Genomic DNA, 21,155 nt, shown 5'->3' with positions numbered 1-21,155 from the left:
TTGCCCGCTTGGGGCAAGGGATTTTATGGAACCGGGCGGCCGCATGGGGCGCGACGCTACTTCGTCAGTTGCTCCATTTGCTCGATGACGTCTTCGAACACGCTCATTGCTTCGCGGATCGGCTCCGGCGAGGACATGTCGACGCCGGCTTTTTTCAAAATATTGATCGAATAGTCGCTGCCGCCGCTCTTCAGGAAGCCGAGATAGCGGTCGACCGCCGGCTGGCCTTCCTCCAGGATCTGCTTGGAGAAGCTGGTTGCCGCGGAGAAGCCGGTCGCGTATTTGTACACGTAGAAGCTGGTGTAGAAATGGGGGATGCGCGCCCATTCCATTTCGATATCCTGGTCGACGGCCATGTCTTTGCCGTGGTATTTTACGTTCAACTCGTAATAAATCGCAGACAGCTCCTGCGGGGTCAGCGATTCGCCGGCTTCCGCCTTCTCGTGGATGATTTTCTCGAACTCGGCAAACATCGTTTGCCGGAACACGGTCGTCCGGAACTGGTCGGCGTAATACGTCAGCAGGTACAGCTTCTGCTTCGGGTCGGTCGATTTTTTCAACAAATAATCCATCAGCAGCGCCTCGTTGGTCGTCGAAGCGACCTCGGCCAGGAAAATCGTGTACTGGGCATCGCGATACTTCAAAGCTTCGTCCGAAAAATGGGAATGCAGGGCATGGCCCATCTCGTGCGCGAGCGTAAACATGCTGTTCAGGTTGTCCTTGTGGTTGAGCAGCACGTAAGGGTGGGTGCCGTAGGCTCCCCAGCTGTAAGCGCCCGTCCGCTTGCCTTCATTCTCGTACACGTCGATCCAGCGGTTTTCGAAGCCGGAACGAAGCGCTTTGAGGTAATCTTCGCCGAGCGGCTTCAGGCCGTCCTCGACCATCTGTTTCGCTTCCTCGTAGTTGATATCCCATTTGTATTCCTCTACGAGCGGGGCAAACAGGTCGTACATGTGCAGCTCATCGACGCCAAGCAGCTTCTTCCGCAGCTTCATGTAGCGATGCAGCAGCGGCAGGCTTTCATGAATCGTGTCGATCAGGTTCGTGTACACTTCCTTCGGAATGTTGTCGCCATACAGGGACATTTCCAGCACGGAAGGGTATTTGCGCACCCGGGAATAAAACATGTTTTTGTTAATGTTGGCGGTTAAAGTTGCCGCGATCGTATTTTTTTGCTTGCGGTACGTATCGTAAACGGCTTTAAACGCCCGCTCCCGCACTTCGCGGTTCGGGTTTTCCAGGAACTGAATGTAGCTGCCGTGCGTCAACTCGACTTCGTTCCCGTGTTCGTCTTTGATTTTCGGGAACTTCATATCCGCGTTGTTGATCATGCCAAAAATTTGCTGCGGCGCCTGCGACAGATTGCCGACCTGGGCCAGCAGCGCCTCTTCCGTTTTGCTCAGCACATGCGCTTTCTCGCGTTTGATTTCCTGCAGCGTAAATTTGTAATCCGCAAGCTCAGGGTCGCTGATCAGACGGTCAAGCTCCTGTTCCGGCAGGGACAAGATCTCCGGAGTAATGAACGACAGCGCTTCGTTGACCTCGACGCTGAGTTTTTTCGCCTTTTGCACAAGCGCCTGGTATGTAGGGTTGGTCGTATCCTCATCATGATGCAAGTGAGCGTAAACGTACAACCGCTCGATTTTTAAGGAAAGATCGTCTTCCAGCTCGAAAACGGCCTTGATGTTTTTGGCGTTGTTCAGTTGGCCTTCGAATTCGGAGGCTTTGCCCTTCAATGCCTTCAGTTCTTCGTACGATTTGTCCCAAGAAGCCTGGTCGGAAAACAGATCCTCAAGCTTCCATGTATTCTCCTGCGATACTTCCGAGCGTTTCATTAAGGTGCTCATCGGAATCCTCCTTTGTTTTGGGTAAGGTGAAGCCGCGGGCTGGCCCGCGGCGGAGCCGCCTTGCAGCGTGGAAATCAACAGGCAGCAGGATAGCAGCAAGGGGATGGTACGCGGCCATTTCATAACTAGGAAACCTCCCGGATGTCTTGATCGGAAGCCCGGCGCAGTACGATGATTGAATTTGCTCGCCTTGGGCATTATCCTAGTATGGGCCGCCTGCCGAAGAAATATTTGCCACCCGCTTCCTATGCCAGAAAGCTGTAGATGATTAAGCCAAACGACACCACTACCATAATCAGGGCGGTGAGGGCGAGGCCGCGTTTAAGCCGGGGGTGGATATTGTTCTTGTTCATGATCAGTATGACGGCCAGCGCAAACGCACAAATAATGAAGATTAAAATGCTGGAACTGCTATTCATTCATCGTTGCCCCGTTTCATTAATATGATTGCCAAGCAGGCTTGGCAAAAGGAGAAATGACCGGCCGTCTAAACCTGCCTGAAGGCGTTCATGATGTCGTTCCATTCTGCTTCGTTGCCGGCAAAATCCTCTTTGGGAAAACGGCGGTTCACCCACTCCATCATCGCCGGGCGGCTGAGGAAGGTGTGCGATTCTTCGCCCCACTGATCGGAAATTTCGCGGAGAATGATGTATTTGCCCTGAACTTCTACAGTCATCATATTCCACTTGTCTTTTTTGTATATTTCGTGTTTTTTGATCATCGCAATTCTCCAATCTTTGGCTTTGCTCGCAGGCTTAGAAGCCGCGCATAATTGGTAATATTTTTATGTAAAATGATAACTCACGCTCTGGAGGAAAGCAAATAAAACGATCGTTTCTTCGCCGCCGGCGACCCGGAAAAAACCTTTCGAAAATTGTCACGTTGCATTGTCTGTGGGCATAGAGTATAATATGGATATTCGCCAACGATGGCGGTTATTTTTAGGAGGTTGTTCATTTGAAAGGTACAGTTAAATGGTTTAACGCAGAAAAAGGCTATGGCTTCATCCAAGTTGAAGGTGGCGAAGACGTATTCGTACACTTCTCCGCAATTCAAGGTGATGGCTTCAAAACTCTGGAAGAAGGTCAAGCCGTAGAATTCGAGATCACTGAAGGCAATCGTGGTCCTCAAGCTGCTAACGTAATCAAATTATAAGATCACTTCCGGCAACGGATCACTTATAAAGTTTGGTTCCAAGCGCGATAATGAAAAGCACAGCTCTTTATAGGGCTGTGTTTTTTTGTATATATTCGTATTTTAAAAAAAGACGGCAGATTGGTGACAATTCGTTGTCACCAATAGCCTGATATAGTGAACATAAGCGGGAGGCAAAGAGCAGGATGAAGCGAATGGACAGGATGATGGCGATCGTCATGGCGCTGCAGCAGCGTCCGGAAACGGCGCTGTCCCTGGCGGACAAGCTGGAGGTTTCCAAACGGACGGTGCTGCGCGATATACAAGCGTTGTCGGAGATCGGCGTTCCGATCAGCGCTGTGTCCGGGCCGGGCGGCGGCTACCGGCTGATGGACGGCTACCGGCTGCCGCCGCTGCAGTTTGATGCCGGCGAGGCCTTGACCGTTTTGCTTGCTTTGGACGCGATGGCCAAATACAGCGACAGCCCCTTTGGACAGGCGAAATGGACGGCGGCCGACAAAATCCGGTCAGCGCTGCCGGGGTCCATGCTCGGCCAAATCGCCCCGCTGCTTCAACATGTGGAGATGGAGGTGCCGGACCGCCGTTATAAGACGCCGCATCTGAAGGCTTTGATGTCCCACGCCGCCGCGGGGCGATGGCTGCGCGTGTTGTACCGGTCGCAAAACTACCGCCGGCACCTTACGATTCGGCCGAAGCGGGTGTATGCCGCAAACGGGTTTTGGTACTGTGAAGCCGAGTCGCTGGAGCACGGGGAGCCGCGGACCTTCCGCGTCGACCGGTTCGAGGACATCGCCGAAACTTCGCCCCCGCAGGCCGCGGGGGCCGAACAGAGGGAGGGCGGCACGGACGTCAAGGGAGTCAAGGGAATTGAGGGTGATAGGGATGTTTCGGACATAAACGGCAGCTCGGACGTCACGGATGTCAAAAGCGGCAAGGAAAGTACCGCACCTCCGGCGGGAAAAAACGCCGTGCATCTCCGCGTGAAGCTTACCTATCGCGGTTCACTGCTTGCCGAGCAGGATCCGCATTTCGGCCATGAGGTTCAGCAGACGGGCGATGAAGAGTGGCTGCTGGATTGCCGTTTGCCCGCCTCGGAGCTGAATTGGGCGGTGTCGTTCTTTTTTGCGATGGGGCCGGACGCCGAAGTGGCTGAGCCCCAGGAATTGCGCCGGGCGATTCGCGAACGGGCATTGGCTTTGGCGCAAAAATACCAGTGAAGACGAACATCTGCCGTTCCATTGCGATCGGGCGGTGTAACGGCCAAGAACTTGAACCTATATAAGGAGGAAGCGATATGGAAAAAAGAGAACGGGAAACTTTGCGGCGCGCCAGGGAGTTTATTTACACAAACGCCAGACTGCTGGATCGCAAAAGATTTGCGTTCCATTTTGAAGCCGGTTCGGCCGAGGAGGTTTTGGATGCGCTGAAACCTTACCAGAACGCGGACGGCGGCTTCGGAAACGCGCTTGAAGCCGATATGCGCTGCCCGCAAAGCCAGCCGGTCACGACGGAAACGGCGCTGATGGTGATCCGGGAAGCCGGCGGGTTTGGCTCGGACATGATGGACGGGGTGCTGAGGTATTTGCGGAGCATCACTTTGGACGGCGGCGGATTGCCTAGGGCGACTACGGACGTGAACGCCTATCCCCACGCGCCTTGGTGGACCACCGAGCGGGACGGGATTCCTTCGCTGAACCCGACCGGCAGCATCATCGGGATGCTGCTTGCTCAGCGGGAGCGCACGGATTTTGGGGAGGAAGCGTGGTTTCGGAGCAATATCGCTTTTCTGTGGCGTTCGCTGGAGAGCGGTGGCGTTCCGGGGGATTACCATGACGCTGCGCAGTGGATCGCATTCTTGGAGCATGCGCCCGAGCCGGACCAGGGGAGAGCGAGCCGGTTGAAGGCGGTGCTTGATGACTGGCTGGCCGGGCCGGGCGGCATCGAGCGGGACCCGCTGGCAGGCGGATATGTCTACAAGGTGCTGGATTATGCGTCTTCGCCGGACAGCTACGCCGCCCGTCTGGTGACCGCGGAGGAGGTCAGCGGCCATCTCGACGCGCTGATCGCATCGCAACAGGAGGACGGCGGTTGGCCCTTGTCGTTTCCGGCGGTAAGCCCGGCGGGAGAACAGGAGTGGCGGGGCTGGCTCGCTGTGGACAGGCTGAAGACGCTCAAGGCCTACGGGCGGTTGTAAGATAAAAGAGGTCCCCGCGAGCAGCTTCTGCAGCTGTCCGGGGACCTCTTTTACTTGAAGCCACCTTTCATTGGAAAAATCCAATAGACTGACGTGGACATCGAACGCAATTTTGAACTCACATTGGAGATATCCAATAGATTTCGCGTAAACCGCCCGGTTTGCACTCTGCCGAGACTAATCTATTGGAAAAATCCAATCAAGCAGCTGTGTTTGCAAGCTATTTTACGATTCTATTGGATATTTCCAATCAGCGCGTTTCAGCACGTTGTGTCAGGCCGTGGCCGGCCAAACAGGCGCTGCTGGGAGCTACTCCACGATTCTAAGGATTTCCGCGACCTCCTTGCGGGGAACGGGTTTCGGCGCGATGGCCGGGTGGCCAAGCGCGATCACCATGTTTACTCCGCGGTCGGCGGGGATGTCGAGAAATTCGCGCAGCTTCTCCTCGGCCAGCAGCACCGGTCCGGTCATCGGGCAGGTGGCGAGGCCTTTGGCGTGGGCGGCCAGCATCAGGTTTTGGGCGGCGAGGCAGCTGCTTTTCAGCCCTTCCTCCTGCCACACTTCCGGCGAAACAAAGTCGATCGGATCGAAGATTTTTTCGCGGAATTTGGAAGTGTATGGGGTCGAAAGGCAGACGATCAGGGCAGGTGCCCCGGAAAATGCCGTGGCATAAGGCCCAAACGATTTCACGAGCAGCTTCGCTTCCCGTTCCAGCCCTTTCCCGGCGGCGCGGGCCGCCGTTTCATGCAGCTTCTCCCAGGTAAACTCTTCGATTTGTTTGATTTTCTCCGAATTGATCACTGCGATAAATTCCCAGGTTTGCGAGTTGGTATCGCTGGGGGCATAACGGGCGCAGTCGATAATGTCCTCGATATCGGAAATACCGACGTGCTCCTCGGTAAATTCCCGGATGCTGCGGCGGGTTTTCAGCACGTCTTGAAACGATGCGTACTCCATGTTTTTCACCTGCTTTATATGATTTAATACCAGGTACTATCATCTAATATTAACTATTATATAGTAACAACCCTATCGCAACAACTGATCTTTCAGCAGGTTAATAGGGAGAGCGTTTTGCGGAACTGCGGTCTTTCGGGCGCGGTCCGGCTACAGGGGAAGCGCCTCAGGCTTCTTCATCCAAACCGGCAGATTTGTTCAGGTTAGCCCGGCGGACGAAATAGCGGCCGGCAAAGCCGATAAACGCGACGAGCGAGGAGCCCATGGCTACCCAATAAAAAATTTGTCTTCCCAGCTGTTCAAAGACGATGCCGCCAAACGTGCCGCTGAGCAGGCCGGACAGGCTCGACCACATGATGGTGTAAAAGGCCATTCCCGTTGCCCGGAATTGTTCCGGAACCAGCCGGGTCAGCATGCGGATCGCCGTCACGTAAAACACGCCGAACGTCAATCCGTGCATCATTTGGATCAGCAGGATGCCGTAGGCCGATTGGGTTAATCCCATCAGGAAAAAGCGGACCGCAAACAGCAGGCTGGCGAACAGCAGCAGCGGCAGTTCCTTGTATTTGTCCCCATGGAAGCTGAGATAGATAAACACGGGGATCTCCGACAACGACGAGGCCAGCATCGCCCAGCCGATCAAGTTTTCGCCGGCGCCAAGCTCCTTAAGGGAAATCGTCAGGAAAGCGTCGTTCATCCGCGTGCCGATCGCCAGGCAGAAGACGCAGCCGAAAAACCAAAGCAGCTCCTTCTGCTTTAAAATCGTCCAAATCCCCGACAAGTTCATTTTTGCCAATGATGCCGGCTGATCCTTCACCCAAAGCACGAGCAGCAGGGCAAGTCCGGCGACCGCCATTTCCACCCACATCGTGTTTGCGGAGCCGACGCGGTCAAGCACATAACCGATGGCGATGGCAAATACGGCGAATCCGACGGACCCGAACAAGCGGATCGAGATAAAATTGATGCGATACCGGTTGGCGGTGGAGATGAGGATCGTATCCGACAACGGGAACACGGGGTAATAGAAAAAATAGAATACGGTAATCACGGCGATAATGACGGAAAACGCGGTGGACTCCGACAGGACGAACGCCAGCGCGGCTTGGCCGGCCAGCAGGATCAGCAAAATCCGTTTGATCGTTTTATAGCGGTCGCTCGCGAGGCTCCACAGTAAATTGGAAAATAAGGATATCATCGGTCCAAGGGCGTACAGGAGGCCGATCTGGCTGTTTGTGAAGCCAAGCTGCGCATAAAAAAGCGGAAAATAGGAGGAAACAAGGACGCTTGTTCCGTATACTGTAAAGGTAAAGGCTCGAAGCCACTGAATGTCGGGTTCGGCCAACGGTCTTATTTTCATGCCGGTTTCAAAACTCCGTTTCTGATGAATGAAGTTACCGCTAGTATAACAGAAAAAACCAAAGCGGGCGGTACTAAAATTTCCAATACAGGCAGTTTATTTTATACGATAAAAGGAGGCTTTTCGCCATGAATCATTCCTGTTTTGTTTACGACGAGCGGCTGGACATCCACGTTCCGCTGCTGGAGCGTCCTTTTGAGGAATACGCTTTGGAGGAACGGTTGTCGATGATCGAGGTTTGGGAGGACATCCGCGGCCGCATTCCGAGCAAAGTGATGGTGCTGGAGCGCGCGATCGAACGGATGCTGCGGGAGATGAACGAGGAAAGCGATTTCGAGAGAAGCTGCCGGATTAACGGGGAAATTGCCGAGCTGGCCAGCCGGATTAACGATCTGCATATTTGGTACCGGACGACCCAGGACGAATCCTCGGTCAAAGGGCATATGTGATATTGATTATATTTGTGCTAAAAGTTGGATCATATTATAATAAAGAATGATTTTCTTTTCAGTTTGATTTTCAAACTGCGCATTACACAATGTAATGGGGGCAGGGCAGTGATTGAACTTGAGCAAAGCCGAAATCAGTTTCCGAGAGAGCCGATCCGGCTGATGAGCCGGGTATACAAGTTTATTTTGCCGGACGTCCGTCAGAAACTGGATGGCTGGAGAGAAGAGGCGGAAGCCATTCCCGACCCTGAACTCAGAAGGCAGGCGCTCGCCAGCATCGCTACGAAAGAATTTCACTGCCAGGGCGGCGCCGTCTACGCTGCCGCTAACCTGCCGATGCGCCATATTTTGATCCCCTTAATCGTAGCATTTCAGACGATCAGCGATTATTTGGACAACCTGTGCGACCGCAGCACCTCCAAGGATGAGCAGGATTTCCGCTTATTGCACCAAAGCATGCTGGATGCCGTTAATCCCGGCGGCATGCTGCAAAATTACTATGCCCTGCGTGCGGAGCAGGACGATGGGGGCTATTTGCACCGGCTGGTGCGCACTTGCCGGGCCAATATCGCCGAGCTTCGCGGATATGCCGCAGCCATGCCGTTTATTATCGATTTGGTTGGGCTCTACTGCGATCTTCAGGTGTACAAGCACATCGATCCGCAGCTGCGCGAAGCCAAACTGTTAAGCTGGTGGGAAACGCATGAATACCGGGCGCCGCAATTGCGCTGGAACGAATTTGCCGCCGCCACCGGTTCGACCTTGGGCGTGTTTATGCTGTTTTTGGCGGCCAGCAACCCGGGTTTGGACGGGAAGAGCGCCAAGGTGATTCATGATGCTTATTTCCCCCATGTGTGCGGGCTGCACATTATGCTGGATTACTTAATTGACCAGGCGGAGGACGAGCTTGGCGGAGATTTGAATTTTTGCAGCTATTACGATAATAAGGAAACGATGCTTGACCGAATTGCGTTTATCGTCGAGGGAGCGCGGCGGGACATCAAAAAGTTGCCTGCTTCCTCGTTTCATAAAATGATTATAGAAGGGCTGCTGGCGCTTTATTTGTCCGATCCGAAAGTCAGCCAGCAGGAAGACATCCGTGAGGTATCCCGGCGACTGATGCGAAGAAGTCCGCTGATGAGGTTGTTTTTCTTTGTCAATAGCCGTTGGATTCGCAAATATTTGTAAATTTTTTAGGAGGAATTATCATGTCAGCAGTGAAAAAAATCGCAATTCTTACGAGCGGAGGAGACTCCCAGGGCATGAACGCTGCAGTGCGGGCCGTCGTGCGCAGCGGATTGTTTTACGGGCTTGAGGTTTACGGCATTCAGCGCGGCTATCAAGGCCTGCTCAACAACGACATTTTCGCGATGGATATCCGCAGTGTGGGCGATATTATCCAGCGCGGCGGAACGATTCTGCAGTCGGCGCGGTGCCTGGAGTTCAAGACGCCGGAAGGACAGCAGAAAGGGGCGCAGATTTTGCGCGACCGCGGCATTGACGGACTGGTGGTCATCGGCGGGGACGGCTCCTATCAAGGGGCCGAAAAGCTGAGCAAGCTGGGCATCAAAACGATGGGCTTGCCGGGAACGATCGACAACGACATTTCCTTTACGGACTACACGATCGGCTTCGATACGGCCGTCAGCATCGTCGTGGACGCCGTCAACAAGCTGCGTGACACGATGTCCTCCCATGAGCGGGCGTCCGTCGTCGAAGTCATGGGCCGCCACTGCGGGGATATCGCGCTGCACGCCGGTTTGGCCGCAGGCGCCGAAACGATCCTGGTACCGGAAGTTCCGTTTGATCTGAACGAAGTGGCCGACCGTATGAGACAAAACTTCGACAACGGCAAGCGGCACAGCATCGTCATCGTGGCCGAAGGCGTGGGCAAAGGCGATGATGTCGTGGAAGCGATCAAGAAGCGCCAGCCTTCCCTGGAGCCGCGCGCAACGGTGCTGGGCCATATCCAACGCGGCGGTTCGCCGACTCCGTTCGACCGCAACCTGGCCAGCCGGCTTGGCGACTTTGCCGTTCGCAGCCTGATCGCGGGCGAATCGAACAAATCTTGCGGCATGATCGGCGGCGAAATGGTGCTCACCGACATCGAGAAGGTCGTCGCCACGAAAAAGCAGTTTAATATGGAATTGTACGAGCTGGCTTCGCGGTTGTCGCAATAAGGGCGGGGAGCTTGGCATATTTATTATTAAGCAAAATAAAACGGGCAAGTTAAAAGCCGAGCCGGGTTTTCCCGGTTCGGCTTTCTATTCTTTGCGATTAACGGACATCATAGGCTTTTCGAATCAAACTATCGTCCGCCGGAAATCTAACGGTTGCAGCAGCGGCTAATTCGCGAAAAAAGCCTTTTTCAAAACTCTAACGGTTGTGATCGCCGTTATTTGCCTGCATCTAGGCACACTAAGCCGGATTTCAGTGAAATAAGCGCTATGGCAACCGTTAGAATATTGGTGTGGCTAGAAAATGTATCTTGTCCGATTTGATGCAACGCTAGTGGGTTCAGTATTTTTCGAGCAAATAGGGGCTCTCAGGTCCCTCGGCCCAAATGCGATGCGCTAGTCTTATCCAGTAACCTGCCGGGAAGTAAACTAATGTAAAACAAAGGAGGACATCGACATGTACCTGTATCGCCTGGAGGCGGAGACTTCCGCCGGGCTGCTGGCGCTGGTCATTGCCGCGGAGGGGGAGGAGCAGGCGTTTGCCGCCGCGGAAGAACATGTGCGGCGGCATATTTCGCCGGCTCCGGCGATCGGCGAGATCAGCATCGTGGAGAAGAAGCGGATCGCGCCCGGCGCGGGATATGTGATTCAAAGCGGCTCGCCGGCCTGAAGCTTGCGGCCGATTCTCCGCTGGATGACGACAAGGCGGCGCAGCAGCAGGACGGCGGCGACGGCGAGTCCGGTAATTAGGCCGATCCAGTAGCCGTAGGGGCCTTGCGGCGTATAGTTGGCCAGCACAAATCCGAGCGGAAGCCCGATGATCCAGTAAGCCAACAAGGAGATCCAAAAACCCGGATTAACGTCCTTGTATCCGCGCAGCACGCCCTGGGTAGGCGTGGCGATCGCATCCGACAATTGAAAGAAAATGGCGTAGATCAAAAAATGCTTGGTCAGCGCGACGACTTCGGGATCGCTGGAGTAGATTTCGGCCACGCTTTGGCGGAACAACATCAGGAGGACGGCGGTAACCAGCGCCATCCCCGCGGCCGTGCCGACGCCCAAAACGGCATATTGGCGGGCGTCCTTCAGGCGCGCGGCTCCGGTCTCGAAGCCGACCAGGATGGTCAGTGCAAGACAGATGCTAAGCGGAATCATGTAGAGCGTGGAAGCGAAGTTGTTGGCCGCTTGATGAGCGGCGATCGTAAGCGTGTCGAACCGGCTCATCAGCAAGGTGACGTCGGCAAACACCGCCGTTTCGAAGAAGATCGCGAAGCCGATCGGCACGCCGAGCTTGGTGAGCTCACGCCATTTTTCGAGCGATACTTTATGCAGTTTGCGAAATACGCCGTAGGAAGCAAACGGCTCGCTGCGATGCACGATCCAGACGGCGATGAGAAAGATGCACCAATATGTAAAGGCGCTGGCGATGCCCGATCCGATGCCGCCGAGCCTTGGGAAACCGCCGTGGCCGAAAATGAGCAGGTATCCGGCGCCCACGTTCAGCGGCAAGGAGATCAAGGTAATGATCATCGAAGTGCGGGTTTGTCCCAACGCGTCGATGAACGAGCGCAGCACGATGTATCCGAACAGCGGCAGAATCCCGGTTGAAATGGCCGCGAGAAAATAAAAGGCCACATGGTGCACCTTCGGCTCGAGGTTCATCCCGTTCAGCAGAGGGGAGATCGCGAAGCCGCCGGCAAGGAGCACGACCAGCCCGACGGCGAACCCGAACCACAGCGCTTGAATTACATGGTATCCGACCTTGTCGTGCCGGCCGCCGCCCACCAATTGCGAAACGATGGGGGTGATGCCCATCAATATTCCGCTAAGCCCCGTCTGCACCGGGACCCAAAGGCTGGACCCGATCGCGGTTCCGGCCAGGTCCGCGGGGCTCGCGTGCCCCGACATCATCGTATCGAAAAATGTCATTAAGGACATCGTTACTTGGGTAACTAAAATCGGGATAAGAATACGAATAAATTGCCCGTATTTTTGTTTCAAGCCGTTAGTTACTTTCATTGGCCCATTCTCCATTTCCTGTGCCGGAAACCATGCCAAAACGCAAAAACGCCAAACCAAACCCGGGCGCTTGTGGCCCGGGTCCGGTTTGCTCGATGATCCCGGGCGCTTATGGACCGGGTTTGGTTGGATGGTTTACCGTTAATTTCCCTATTAAGTAGTCTGGCCGCAAATGTTGCAGCATAACGTTTTTTTACTTATAGGACACGCCCTCCGTATACCGGTTGGACGCGTTCCATAACAGGTACTCGTCGACGTTCATGTCGCGCAGCGCGCGGATTTGCTCTTCAACTTCATGTTTGCCGTATTTTATATAATGTCCTTTCCCCAGCCAGCTCGCCGTAAAATCCTGAATCCACGGACGTACGATCGGCTGCTCCTCGCCCAGCGGGGCCAGTTTGTCCTGGGTATCCTTGATGGCTCCTTTGATCGTCTGGTACGGCGCTTTGTCGGGATCTTTGGCGTTGAACCAGCCCGTCGAATAATGGCTCGGGTAGATCATCGGGCAGATGATGTTGACCTGGTCTGAGATTTTGACAAAATCCTGGCCGATGCCCTCCGCGGCCGGCACCGATGCCGCATAGCCGAAAATATCGACCGAAACGCGGATGCCGAGCGGCTCCAACTGCTCTTTGGCGTATTTCACGAACGAGGAGACGGCGTCCACGCGGCTCATCTCGCTTTTTTCATAGTTTAACGAATCGGCTCTTTTCTCAAAACCTTCCGGGAAACGCACGTAATCGAACTGGATTTCTTTAAAGCCGAGTTTGGCCGCTTCCTTGGCGATTTCGATGTTGTAGTCCCACACCTCTTTGCTGTACGGGTTGACGAAGCTGTCGCCGCCTCCGTTGCTCCACACGGAGCCGTCTTTTTGCACAAACGAATATTCCGGATGCTTTTTGGCCAAAATCGTATCCTTGAATACAACAATCCGGGCGATCGGGTAAATGTCGTGTTTTTCCAGCCGCTCCATCAAGGCCCCGATGTCGCGAATGAACGGCTGGGCTTTTCCCAGCTTGTTCAGCTCGGGATTTTCCGTTTTGTAAGTGATGTAGCCCGAATCGTCTTTAATGTCGATGACCATGGCGTTCAGCTCCGTCTTATCGACGAGGTCGACCAGCTCGTTCATGCGCGAGCCTCCCGCGCTGTACGCCGTGACATATATCCCCTTCACTTTGGGCGCCTCCCCCAGCGAAGCGGCCTTCACTTCGGCAGGGGTTAACGGATCGTCGATCCGGCCGGCGGCCAGGTTGGCGGCCATCGTTTGCACGACTGCTGGAAGAATGGATTCCGGTCGGCCGTTCCCCGCGGCTTGATCCGCCGCCGGCTGCACACCTCCATTCCCCATACTCATAACTAGCAGCAGCAGCGTCCAGATGATATTCATTTTCCCTTTCCTCTCCCTTGTATACACTCGCTTTTGATTATATCGGAAGGAGGGCTGTCAGAGGGAAACAGGATTGTCACTATTGGAAATATTTTTAAAAGTTTCATAGATTGCCGCGCAAAAAAGGCCGCTTCTCTCGCCGCAGCAAAAGAAACGACCGGGTGTTGCGTTTGTTTATCGCTTTTCAATGAAGAAAAGCCGGGTTTTGGTGCTCGCAGATGCTGAATTGAATGATCTCCAGCGCGTCCTGCGGTTCCAAGATGGTCAAGCCATCCCGGAGGACGATCATCGAATCAAGTTCCTTCTGCTTCAAGAAAGGCAGCATGTCAGGGAACCACTTCATGACGATCTGTTCCAGTTTTACCGTTTCCATTTCCACATTCATCACCCTTTCCACTTAAGAAATATTCACCCCGGAATGTTCCTAAATCGGAAAAGCACAAAGCCTGTGAAAGCAGGTAAAGCTGATATTTATGGAATTGACGAAGGAACCGCTTAGTTCATTATAGCAGAGAAACCGGCGCTTGAAAACGGAGGATCGTTCCATAAACCGGTCATCTTCGGCGGAAGGAACCCATGATCCCGACGGTCTCCACGATATTGACGAACGCCTGCGGATCGGTTTGCTTGATGATTTCCCGCAGCTCGGTCAGTTCGTATCTCGTCGTCACCGTCATCAGCATATCTTTTTCCTTATGGGAGAAAGCGCCCTCCGTTCTAATCTTCGTCACCCCGCGGGGCAGGGTCAGCAGCCGCTGCACCATCGCTTCGGTTTTGTCGGTCACGATAAACAAAGTAATTTTGATATGGCTGACATGAATGAGATCGACGACTTTGCCGGTGATGTAAATCGAAATCATCGAGGCCAGCGCGAGATCCCAGTTGCCCTCCAAATATCCCATCGCCAGAATGACGCTGGCGTTCAGGCCGACCAGCACGTTGCCGACCGGAAAATCGCGATACCGGGTAATGATCGAGCCGATGATATCGAACCCTCCGGACGATCCGCCTACCCGGAAGGAAATCCCGCTGCCGATCCCCACGAGCACGCCGCCGAATACGGCGGAAATCAGCGTATCGGAAGCGAGCAGCTTGTCCGGCGTCGGGATGAGTTCAATGAACCAGGTGGCTCCGGCTACCGACAGGATGCTTAGTCCGACGAAACGTCTGCCGAGCAAAAACAGGCCGGCGATCAGAATCGGCGCGTTGTAGGCCAGATACATCGTGCTGATGCCAAGCGGCGAAAAATACGCCGTAAGCATGGCCAATCCGGATACGCCGCCGCTTAGCAAATGGAGCGGAACGAGGAACAAATTGAAGCCCGCGGCGATCAGGAGCGCTCCAAGCAGAATGACCGCGGCATTTCGAATTTCTTTAATCATGGATCTTCACCTCGGAAATAATAGAAGTATCCCAACCTGCTTGCTGGTGTTCCATTTATGTTTTGTGCTATAATGTTTGAGATATTCTTGAGTAGGGAACCTTTTCGGTTATTACAATAGAGCGATATGTAAAAATTACAGGCTGTTTGGACAGTCTATAAACGTTTAGCGCTACTTAAGAATACAGTTAAGCCGGTGGGAATGTCCACTATATAGAAGGAGTAGAACAAGTTGAGCACATTTGCAGAATTCGGCCTAGAGCCTAAAGTATTACAAGCCATCACGGAACTCGGTTTTGAGGAAGCGACGCCGATCCAGTCCAAATCGATCCCGATCGCCTTGACCGGACGCGATTTAATCGGACAAGCCCAAACGGGGACGGGGAAAACGGCGGCGTTTGGCCTTCCGCTGATCCATAAAATCCCGAAGGAAGAAGACCGCATCGTAGCCCTGGTCATGACGCCGACCCGTGAACTCGCCATTCAGGTCGCCGAGGAAATCGGCAAGCTTTCCCGCTTCAAAGGCATACGCTCCCTTCCGATCTACGGCGGACAAGATATCGTACGCCAAATTCGCGCTTTGAAGAAGAGACCCCAAATCATTATCGGCACGCCGGGCCGTTTGCTTGACCACATTAACCGGAAAACGATCAAACTCGACGATGTACAGACCGTCGTTCTCGATGAAGCGGATGAAATGCTGGATATGGGCTTTATGGACGACATTCAGTCGATCCTGAAGCTTGTGCCGGAAGAACGGCAGACGATGTTATTCTCGGCCACGATGCCGGCGAATATCCAAAAGCTGGCGCAGCAGTTCCTGAAAAATCCGGAGCATGTCTCCGTCATTCCTAAGCAGGTTAGCGCGCCGCTGATCGATCAAGCCTACATCGAAGTGCACGAGCGCCAGAAATTCGACGCTTTGACCCGCTTGCTGGATATGGAATCGCCGGAACTGGCGATCGTGTTCGGCCGGACCAAACGCCGGGTTGACGAACTTTCGGAAGCTCTGCAAAAACGCGGTTATTCCGCCGACGGGCTGCACGGCGACTTGTCGCAGAACCAGCGCGACAACGTGATGCGCAAGTTCCGCGACGGCAGCATCGATGTGCTGGTGGCTACGGACGTAGCGGCGCGCGGGCTGGACGTATCCGGCGTAACCCATGTCGTCAACTTCGACCTGCCGCAGGATCCGGAAAGCTATGTGCACCGGATCGGCCGGACCGGGCGCGCGGGCAAGGAAGGGGCCGCCTACTCGTTTGTGACGCCGCGGGAAATCGACCATCTGCATTTTATCGAGCGCATCACGCGCCATAAAATCACCCGCAAACCTCTGCCGAGCATCGCCGAAGCGATCGAAGGCAAGCAGCGGATCACCGCGGAGCGCCTGCTGGAGCTTGTTGAAGCCGGCGAACTGAATGAATATAAAGGCATCGCCATTCAGCTGCTGGAGCAGTACGATTCGGTGAACCTGCTGGCGGCGGCATTCAAGCTGATTACCGGGGATAAAACGGAAAATTCGGCGATCGAATTAACGCCGGAAGAACCGATCCGGGTAAAACGCCGCAATCCGGACATCCGGTCCAGCGGGCGCAAGCCATCGGGATACGGCAGCCGCGGCGGAGGGTACCGCCGGGACAACCGCGAGGGCGGCAGCCGCGGCGGTTATGGTTCCAAAGGAGGCTACGGCCGGGACGGCGGGCGCGACTCCTACCGTTCCTCCGATCGCAAACCTCGCTCCGGCGGCGACCGCAGACCTTCCAAATACAGCGAAAACAAATCTTTTGACAATTGACAAAACAAAGAAGGCGGAGATTATCTCCGCCTTCTTTGTTTCATCTGTGCTTTGAATTAGATGAACAGCGAACGGCTCACAATAACGAGCAGAATAAACAATACCAGAATTACACCTGTAGAAGTAAAGAAACCTCCTCCAAATCCCAAACCTGCAGACATGAGATAACCTCCTTTAAAAATTTGAGATGTTTTGTGGTTACGGTATATAGTATGGCAGACCCCATGCATGGGATTAGACGCCAACCCATAATCGTCAAATTAGGCGCTGGAATGGGATGGACGAATCATGTATAGTTAAGATAGACGGAAACAAACTATGCTCGAGAGGAGATTTTTGCTTGGAATACAAAGGTTTTATGGGCGGTTTTTATAAAATCACCGAATGGATTATGAGGATCTCAGGCAGCAATCTGCTGTGGCTCCTGTGTTCATCTCCGTTTTTGTTTTTCCTGCTGACGAAGCTGCTGTTGCTGCAAAGCCCTGACGCGCCCCAGGAAAATCTGACGTTATGGGCGATGGGGATATTGGCACCGTTTACATTGTTTCCCGCCACGGCCGCGCTGTTTTCGGTGACGCGGAAATGGGTGATGGGCGAGGCCGATCTAAGCATCATCAAGGTGTATTTCAAAGGATATAAGGAAAATTATAAGCAAAGCATGCTGGGCGGAATTTTCTATACGCTTTTGATCGTGATTATGTACGTGGACTACACGGTATACATGAACCAAATCAGCAATATGCAGATTATCGGCATGATCATGCTGTTTTTGCTGTTTCTGCTGCTTTTGTCCCTGTTCAATTTTTTCTCGCTGGTGGCGCATTACCATTTGGGCGCGGTCCAATTGATCAAAAACGCCATTTTGTTCACGATCATCCGCCCGTTCCGCACGTTGTCCACGCTGATTTGCGCGGTGGTGCTCGGATTTTTGACGATGCGCTTCGGCTGGCTGATCCTATTCGGCTTCGGCAGCTTGACCGCGCTGGTCGCTTTTTACAACTTCTACATCGCGTACAATAAAATCCAGGAGAAAGTGGAGAAAATGCGCCAGGCGGAAGAGGAATCAAACGGCATAAACTTGTCCAAACCCGATGACGATCTGGAGCTGAACCTGCCGGCGGGCGAAGACAAGGAGAAGGACTAAAGCGGTTTGATAACTTGCTTTCCCGCCCGTTAAACCGCTTTCAAATTTTCTTTGTTTTTCCATCCGGCCTTGGTTTACATTTCGATGATGAAGCACTATAATAGGTTTACGTCCTGCGATGTGCGTTGCGGTTTCATGTTGTTTTGAACCAATGACAATGTCTCGGGAGACCTATATTGCGGCGCAGCTGAAAGGCCCTATCCACCGGATGAGGGGACTTCAAAAACGTCGTTGCGGTCACCCACCTGCGGGTGCAGGTTCGAGACAGCGTAACCGGACGGCATAGGCGGGTCTACATACGAAACGCGAACTGCACCTTGTCCTCTTTTTGCACAAAAGGGAACGGGGTGCTTTTTTTTGTTGCGCGCTATCTGCGGCGCTCGCTTTTGTTTGTCTTCCAACAATGTTAAACTATGAATAAAGAAAACGCATACCCTAAAGGTTTTTTAAGGATCGTGAAGGAGGAAGAACAGTTGTCATTGAAGCGAACGTTGACGGGAATATTCCGGAGCCAGGAAGGAACGAGCGATCGCGCCAAGGTGCCCGAACTGAAAACGAGATATTACCAGCTATCGAAAGAGAAGCTCTGGGACGAAGTGTCATCCACGCTCAAAAAAATCCCGGGGTACAAGGTGCTGCACGAGGTGCCGAACGTCGGCGAAATTACGCTGGAGAAACGCACCGCCTTTGGGAGAACGATGGACATAACGGTGTCGATCGTCGGCACGGGGCCGGTCCGCAGCGCGGTGGACATTTATTCCGCGACGCGCGGGTCGCTTGGCGATTTGGGGGCAAACTACCGAACGATTCTGCATCTGTTTTCCGTTCTGGATAAGAAGCTGTCCGCGTATAAAGTGTCCTCATCTACATAATGTACGTCAGTAACAAGCTTGCCGTATGGACGCCGAAGCTTCAGAGGTGCACCGCCATACATCAAAAAAAGCGAGCAGGGAGAGCTCTCTCCTACTCGCTTTTCATTTTGACCCTGGTTTAGGACAGCAACGCTTTAACGGCCGCTACCGCCTTGTCGTAATCGGGATGCTCGGTCATTTCGCCCAGCACTTGAACGTATTGGATTTTGTTCTCCTTATCCACTACGAACACGGCGCGCATATCGAGCGCGAACTCTTTGATGAGAACGCCGTATGCTTTGCCGAAGGAGTTGTCCTTGTAATCGGACAGCGTAACGACGCGGTCAACGCCGGCGGCGCCGCACCAGCGGGCTTGGGCGAAAGGAAGGTCCGCGCTGACGGTCAGCACAACGACATCGTCGCCCAGGCCAGCGGCTTCCTCGTTAAAGCGGCGGGTTTGCGCGTCGCATACGCCCGTATCCAAAGAAGGAACGACGCTAATCAGCTTGATTTTGCCGGCAAAGTCCTGAAGGGTTGCTTCCTCCAGCAGATTTTTATTCAAGCGGAAGTCTGGGGCCGTGTCGCCAACCTTGAGCTCCGGTCCGACCAGGGTAAGCGGATTGCCTTTGAATGTAGCTACGTTTGCACGTTCTTGCGCCATGTACATTTCCTCCTAAACAGATGGATTTATTCATTCAAAATTAATTATAATCTTTTTAAAAAGAAAATGTCCAACATCAGGAAAAAAAGAATGCAAAGGATGGATCCGATGATTTTTATCCGCTATGAAAACTGGAGAAGTTATATCCGTTACTATCCCGTGACCTGCTTGTTGTTGGCCGCGAACATCATCATGTTTCTCGTTTTGACCGTTAACGGGGGTTCGCTAAACACCGATACGCTGCTGAAATATGGCGCGATAGCCAATTTCGGACCGTTCGAGCACGAGTGGTGGCGGCTGTTCACGGCGATGTTCCTGCACATGGGCTTCGGCCATTTATTCTCCAACGGCTTTGCGATTCTCGTGTTCGCCCCGCCGCTGGAGCGGCTGCTTGGCCACTGGCGCTACGCGCTGCTGTATCTCGGCAGCGGCATCGTCGGCAATCTGCTCAGCTTCGGGATGTATCAGCAATCGGGGGAGCTGCACCTTTCCGTCGGCGCTTCAGGCGCCGTCTACGGGGTGTACGGGGCGTTTTTGTACATCGCCCTGCTCCAGCGCCACCTGATGGACGAAAGCTCGCGCAAGACCCTTTACAGTTTGCTGATCGTCGGTGTCATTTTTTCGCTGGTGGCCCCCAAAATCAACTGGATGGCGCATTTCGGCGGGCTTGTCGGCGGCTTTTTCATCTACGGATTGATTATCCGAGTGTTAAAACGGCGTTGAACCGGGGGCGGGGAAATGGTACATTTATGTTAAAAAGCCTTATTTTTTAAAAGCCCTAATTCGGATTATCAGTGGATGCGAAATGGAGCGATCGGACTCGTGGAATTAAGACAATTGCAATATTTTGTGAAAGTGGCCAGAAAAGAACATGTCACGCAGGCGGCCGAAGAGCTGCATGTGGCGCAATCTGCCGTAAGCCGGCAAATCCACCAGCTTGAGCAGGAACTGGGCGTCAATCTGTTTATGCAGAAGGGAAGAAACCTGCATTTGACGGCCGTCGGACAACTGTTCTGCAGCCGGGTGGAGACGATTTTGAAGGATTTGGACCGGGCGGTGAACGAGGTTCACGAGTTTATCGACCCGGAGCAAGGGGAAATCCGGCTCGGATTTCCGAATAGTCTGGGCATTCATATCATTCCCAGCGTCGTGGCGGAATTCCGCAAGCTGTATCCCAACGTGAAATTCCGTTTCCGCCAGGGAACCTACCCCACGTTAATCCGTGACGTCGTCTCGGGAGAAGTGGATCTGGCCTTTATTTCTCCGTTTCCGGAAAATCATGACCAAGTGACGGGCAATGTGGTGCTGACCGAGGATTTGGTGGCGATTTTGCCGCCGGGACATCCCTTGGCCGGGGAGCAGAGCATCAAGCTCAGCCAGCTGAAAGACGAGAAGTTTATTTTGTTCAGCAAAGGCTATTCCCTGCGGCCGATCGTTTGGCACGCCTGTCTGGAAGCGGGATTTACCCCGAAAATCGCCTTTGAAGGGGAGGAGACCGACACGATCCGGGGGCTGGTGGCCGCCGGTATGGGCGTCAGTCTGCTGCCGGAGATGGCGCTGTTTCAAAGCTTTACGCTTCAGCCCAGCCGGGTGCGGATTTCCGAGCCGAAGGTGACGCGAACGATCGGACTTATCCACAGGATGGATGAAAAGCTGCCGCTGGTGGCCCAGTCGTTCCGGGTGTTTTTGCTGGAATATTTCGGACTGCAGGTCGATACACCGCCGGCCCAATAGCAGTGCTCAAATCTTTGCCGAAACAAAACAAGCGCCAGCGGCCG

General features: G+C 53.8%; 23 protein-coding genes and 1 other RNA gene. 13 read left to right on the top strand and 11 right to left on the bottom strand.

The genetic code is table 11. From position 1 onward, the window contains the following. Positions 1-56: 56 nt before the first annotated feature. From pepF to NYE74_RS25205, 3 genes are all read right to left on the bottom strand, one after another. Positions 57-1,847, bottom strand: a complete 1,791-nt coding sequence (gene pepF / locus NYE74_RS25215; RefSeq protein WP_124331736.1) for an oligoendopeptidase F — start codon at positions 1,845-1,847, stop codon at positions 57-59. 245 nt (positions 1,848-2,092) lie between these two features. Next, positions 2,093-2,266, bottom strand: coding sequence for a hypothetical protein (locus tag NYE74_RS25210; protein ID WP_036624283.1), 174 nt, complete (start codon positions 2,264-2,266; stop codon positions 2,093-2,095). A gap of 68 nt (positions 2,267-2,334) precedes the next feature. Then, positions 2,335-2,568, bottom strand: coding sequence for a hypothetical protein (locus tag NYE74_RS25205; protein ID WP_124331602.1), 234 nt, complete (start codon positions 2,566-2,568; stop codon positions 2,335-2,337). Positions 2,569-2,804: 236 nt separating this feature from the next. Here NYE74_RS25205 and NYE74_RS25200 point away from each other — a divergent pair, with 236 nt between their 5' ends. The 3 genes from NYE74_RS25200 (at position 2,805) to NYE74_RS25190 (ending at position 5,196) form a co-directional block, all read left to right on the top strand. Continuing rightward, entirely contained in the window at positions 2,805-3,002 is a 198-nt protein-coding gene (locus NYE74_RS25200; protein ID WP_036624279.1) for a cold shock domain-containing protein, read from the top strand. A gap of 185 nt (positions 3,003-3,187) precedes the next feature. Next, positions 3,188-4,219 (top strand): helix-turn-helix transcriptional regulator, encoded by a 1,032-nt coding sequence (locus NYE74_RS25195; protein WP_036624277.1) that lies wholly within the window; start codon positions 3,188-3,190, stop codon positions 4,217-4,219. 77 nt (positions 4,220-4,296) lie between these two features. Continuing rightward, positions 4,297-5,196 carry a hypothetical protein gene (locus NYE74_RS25190; RefSeq protein ID WP_124331601.1) on the top strand — a complete coding sequence of 300 codons (900 nt, stop codon included), beginning with the start codon at positions 4,297-4,299 and terminating at the stop codon, positions 5,194-5,196. A gap of 309 nt (positions 5,197-5,505) precedes the next feature. On the opposite strand, the gene NYE74_RS25185 is transcribed toward NYE74_RS25190, so the two are convergent. Beyond that, entirely contained in the window at positions 5,506-6,153 is a 648-nt protein-coding gene (locus NYE74_RS25185) for a nitroreductase family protein (RefSeq protein ID WP_155621165.1), read from the bottom strand. Between the two features lie 166 nt (positions 6,154-6,319). Next, positions 6,320-7,513 carry an MFS transporter gene (locus NYE74_RS25180; protein WP_036624273.1) on the bottom strand — a complete coding sequence of 398 codons (1,194 nt, stop codon included), beginning with the start codon at positions 7,511-7,513 and terminating at the stop codon, positions 6,320-6,322. Between the two features lie 128 nt (positions 7,514-7,641). Between NYE74_RS25180 and NYE74_RS25175 the strand changes: the two genes are divergently transcribed. From NYE74_RS25175 to NYE74_RS25160, 4 genes are all read left to right on the top strand, one after another. Next, a complete protein-coding gene (locus NYE74_RS25175) occupies positions 7,642-7,962 on the top strand; it encodes a hypothetical protein (RefSeq protein WP_036624272.1) in 321 nt (106 codons plus the stop codon). Between the two features lie 162 nt (positions 7,963-8,124). Beyond that, complete coding sequence (locus NYE74_RS25170; RefSeq protein WP_155621186.1) at positions 8,125-9,150, top strand: DUF2600 family protein; 1,026 nt, start codon at positions 8,125-8,127, stop codon at positions 9,148-9,150. Positions 9,151-9,170: 20 nt separating this feature from the next. Then, entirely contained in the window at positions 9,171-10,142 is a 972-nt protein-coding gene (gene pfkA, locus NYE74_RS25165) for a 6-phosphofructokinase (protein ID WP_278738699.1), read from the top strand. Positions 10,143-10,596: 454 nt separating this feature from the next. Beyond that, positions 10,597-10,809 carry a DUF3906 family protein gene (locus tag NYE74_RS25160; protein WP_036624267.1) on the top strand — a complete coding sequence of 71 codons (213 nt, stop codon included), beginning with the start codon at positions 10,597-10,599 and terminating at the stop codon, positions 10,807-10,809. On the opposite strand, the gene NYE74_RS25155 is transcribed toward NYE74_RS25160, so the two are convergent. The 4 genes from NYE74_RS25155 to NYE74_RS25140 form a co-directional block, all read right to left on the bottom strand. Continuing rightward, on the bottom strand, positions 10,788-12,158 hold the full coding sequence (locus NYE74_RS25155; protein ID WP_124331599.1) for an MATE family efflux transporter: 1,371 nt from the start codon (positions 12,156-12,158) through the stop codon (positions 10,788-10,790). The two genes, NYE74_RS25160 and NYE74_RS25155, sit on opposite strands and share 22 nt — an antisense overlap. Positions 12,159-12,351: 193 nt before the next feature. Then, positions 12,352-13,545, bottom strand: a complete 1,194-nt coding sequence (locus NYE74_RS25150) for a putative glycoside hydrolase (protein ID WP_213510666.1) — start codon at positions 13,543-13,545, stop codon at positions 12,352-12,354. A gap of 184 nt (positions 13,546-13,729) precedes the next feature. After that, positions 13,730-13,930, bottom strand: coding sequence for a hypothetical protein (locus NYE74_RS25145; RefSeq protein ID WP_155621168.1), 201 nt, complete (start codon positions 13,928-13,930; stop codon positions 13,730-13,732). Between the two features lie 169 nt (positions 13,931-14,099). Then, positions 14,100-14,927: a YitT family protein gene (locus tag NYE74_RS25140; RefSeq protein WP_036624263.1), complete on the bottom strand. Its 828-nt coding sequence runs from the start codon at positions 14,925-14,927 to the stop codon at positions 14,100-14,102. Positions 14,928-15,158: 231 nt separating this feature from the next. Between NYE74_RS25140 and NYE74_RS25135 the strand changes: the two genes are divergently transcribed. Continuing rightward, entirely contained in the window at positions 15,159-16,721 is a 1,563-nt protein-coding gene (locus tag NYE74_RS25135) for a DEAD/DEAH box helicase (RefSeq protein ID WP_036624262.1), read from the top strand. 56 nt (positions 16,722-16,777) lie between these two features. Here NYE74_RS25135 and NYE74_RS25130 read toward each other — a convergent pair whose 3' ends face one another. Then, positions 16,778-16,882 (bottom strand): sporulation protein YjcZ, encoded by a 105-nt coding sequence (locus NYE74_RS25130; RefSeq protein WP_082207865.1) that lies wholly within the window; start codon positions 16,880-16,882, stop codon positions 16,778-16,780. A gap of 179 nt (positions 16,883-17,061) precedes the next feature. Here NYE74_RS25130 and NYE74_RS25125 point away from each other — a divergent pair, with 179 nt between their 5' ends. From NYE74_RS25125 to NYE74_RS25115, 3 genes are all read left to right on the top strand, one after another. After that, on the top strand, positions 17,062-17,865 hold the full coding sequence (locus tag NYE74_RS25125; RefSeq protein WP_036624261.1) for a YesL family protein: 804 nt from the start codon (positions 17,062-17,064) through the stop codon (positions 17,863-17,865). A gap of 107 nt (positions 17,866-17,972) precedes the next feature. Continuing rightward, positions 17,973-18,162, top strand: a non-coding RNA gene (gene ssrS / locus NYE74_RS25120) — 6S RNA. A gap of 176 nt (positions 18,163-18,338) precedes the next feature. Continuing rightward, a complete protein-coding gene (locus NYE74_RS25115) occupies positions 18,339-18,737 on the top strand; it encodes a DUF1499 domain-containing protein (protein WP_036624260.1) in 399 nt (132 codons plus the stop codon). A 118-nt stretch (positions 18,738-18,855) separates the two neighbouring features. On the opposite strand, the gene tpx is transcribed toward NYE74_RS25115, so the two are convergent. Beyond that, positions 18,856-19,377, bottom strand: a complete 522-nt coding sequence (gene tpx, locus NYE74_RS25110; RefSeq protein WP_036624259.1) for a thiol peroxidase — start codon at positions 19,375-19,377, stop codon at positions 18,856-18,858. A gap of 108 nt (positions 19,378-19,485) precedes the next feature. Here tpx and NYE74_RS25105 point away from each other — a divergent pair, with 108 nt between their 5' ends. Both NYE74_RS25105 and NYE74_RS25100 read left to right on the top strand, forming a co-directional pair. Beyond that, positions 19,486-20,100, top strand: coding sequence for a rhomboid family intramembrane serine protease (locus NYE74_RS25105; protein ID WP_036628469.1), 615 nt, complete (start codon positions 19,486-19,488; stop codon positions 20,098-20,100). A gap of 99 nt (positions 20,101-20,199) precedes the next feature. Beyond that, complete coding sequence (locus tag NYE74_RS25100) at positions 20,200-21,111, top strand: LysR family transcriptional regulator (protein WP_036628467.1); 912 nt, start codon at positions 20,200-20,202, stop codon at positions 21,109-21,111. The last annotated feature ends 44 nt before the right edge of the window (positions 21,112-21,155 follow it).

This window comes from Paenibacillus sp. FSL P4-0127, from assembly GCF_038007325.1.
Taxonomy (GTDB): domain Bacteria; phylum Bacillota; class Bacilli; order Paenibacillales; family Paenibacillaceae; genus Fontibacillus; species Fontibacillus macerans.
The sequence above is the reverse complement of the archived record's forward strand: the minus strand, read 5'-3'. Positions and strand labels throughout refer to the sequence as shown.

Bases quoted from the DNA above. Each gene is read 5' to 3' on its own strand.
- NYE74_RS25180 (WP_036624273.1), bottom strand. From the start codon at position 7,513: ATGAAAATAAGACCGTTGGCCGAACCCGACATTCAGTGGCTTCGAGCC.
- NYE74_RS25105 (WP_036628469.1), top strand. From the start codon at position 19,486: ATGATTTTTATCCGCTATGAAAACTGGAGAAGTTATATCCGTTACTAT.
- NYE74_RS25205 (WP_124331602.1), bottom strand. From the start codon at position 2,568: ATGATCAAAAAACACGAAATATACAAAAAAGACAAGTGGAATATGATG.
- NYE74_RS25155 (WP_124331599.1), bottom strand. From the start codon at position 12,158: ATGAAAGTAACTAACGGCTTGAAACAAAAATACGGGCAATTTATTCGT.
- NYE74_RS25150 (WP_213510666.1), bottom strand. From the start codon at position 13,545: ATGAATATCATCTGGACGCTGCTGCTGCTAGTTATGAGTATGGGGAAT.
- NYE74_RS25170 (WP_155621186.1), top strand. From the start codon at position 8,125: ATGAGCCGGGTATACAAGTTTATTTTGCCGGACGTCCGTCAGAAACTG.
- NYE74_RS25195 (WP_036624277.1), top strand. From the start codon at position 3,188: ATGAAGCGAATGGACAGGATGATGGCGATCGTCATGGCGCTGCAGCAG.
- pepF (WP_124331736.1), bottom strand. From the start codon at position 1,847: ATGAGCACCTTAATGAAACGCTCGGAAGTATCGCAGGAGAATACATGG.
- NYE74_RS25140 (WP_036624263.1), bottom strand. From the start codon at position 14,927: ATGATTAAAGAAATTCGAAATGCCGCGGTCATTCTGCTTGGAGCGCTC.
- NYE74_RS25175 (WP_036624272.1), top strand. From the start codon at position 7,642: ATGAATCATTCCTGTTTTGTTTACGACGAGCGGCTGGACATCCACGTT.
- tpx (WP_036624259.1), bottom strand. From the start codon at position 19,377: ATGGCGCAAGAACGTGCAAACGTAGCTACATTCAAAGGCAATCCGCTT.
- NYE74_RS25210 (WP_036624283.1), bottom strand. From the start codon at position 2,266: ATGAATAGCAGTTCCAGCATTTTAATCTTCATTATTTGTGCGTTTGCG.
- NYE74_RS25160 (WP_036624267.1), top strand. From the start codon at position 10,597: ATGTACCTGTATCGCCTGGAGGCGGAGACTTCCGCCGGGCTGCTGGCG.
- NYE74_RS25145 (WP_155621168.1), bottom strand. From the start codon at position 13,930: ATGAATGTGGAAATGGAAACGGTAAAACTGGAACAGATCGTCATGAAG.
- NYE74_RS25190 (WP_124331601.1), top strand. From the start codon at position 4,297: ATGGAAAAAAGAGAACGGGAAACTTTGCGGCGCGCCAGGGAGTTTATT.
- pfkA (WP_278738699.1), top strand. From the start codon at position 9,171: ATGTCAGCAGTGAAAAAAATCGCAATTCTTACGAGCGGAGGAGACTCC.
- NYE74_RS25130 (WP_082207865.1), bottom strand. From the start codon at position 16,882: ATGTCTGCAGGTTTGGGATTTGGAGGAGGTTTCTTTACTTCTACAGGT.
- NYE74_RS25185 (WP_155621165.1), bottom strand. From the start codon at position 6,153: ATGGAGTACGCATCGTTTCAAGACGTGCTGAAAACCCGCCGCAGCATC.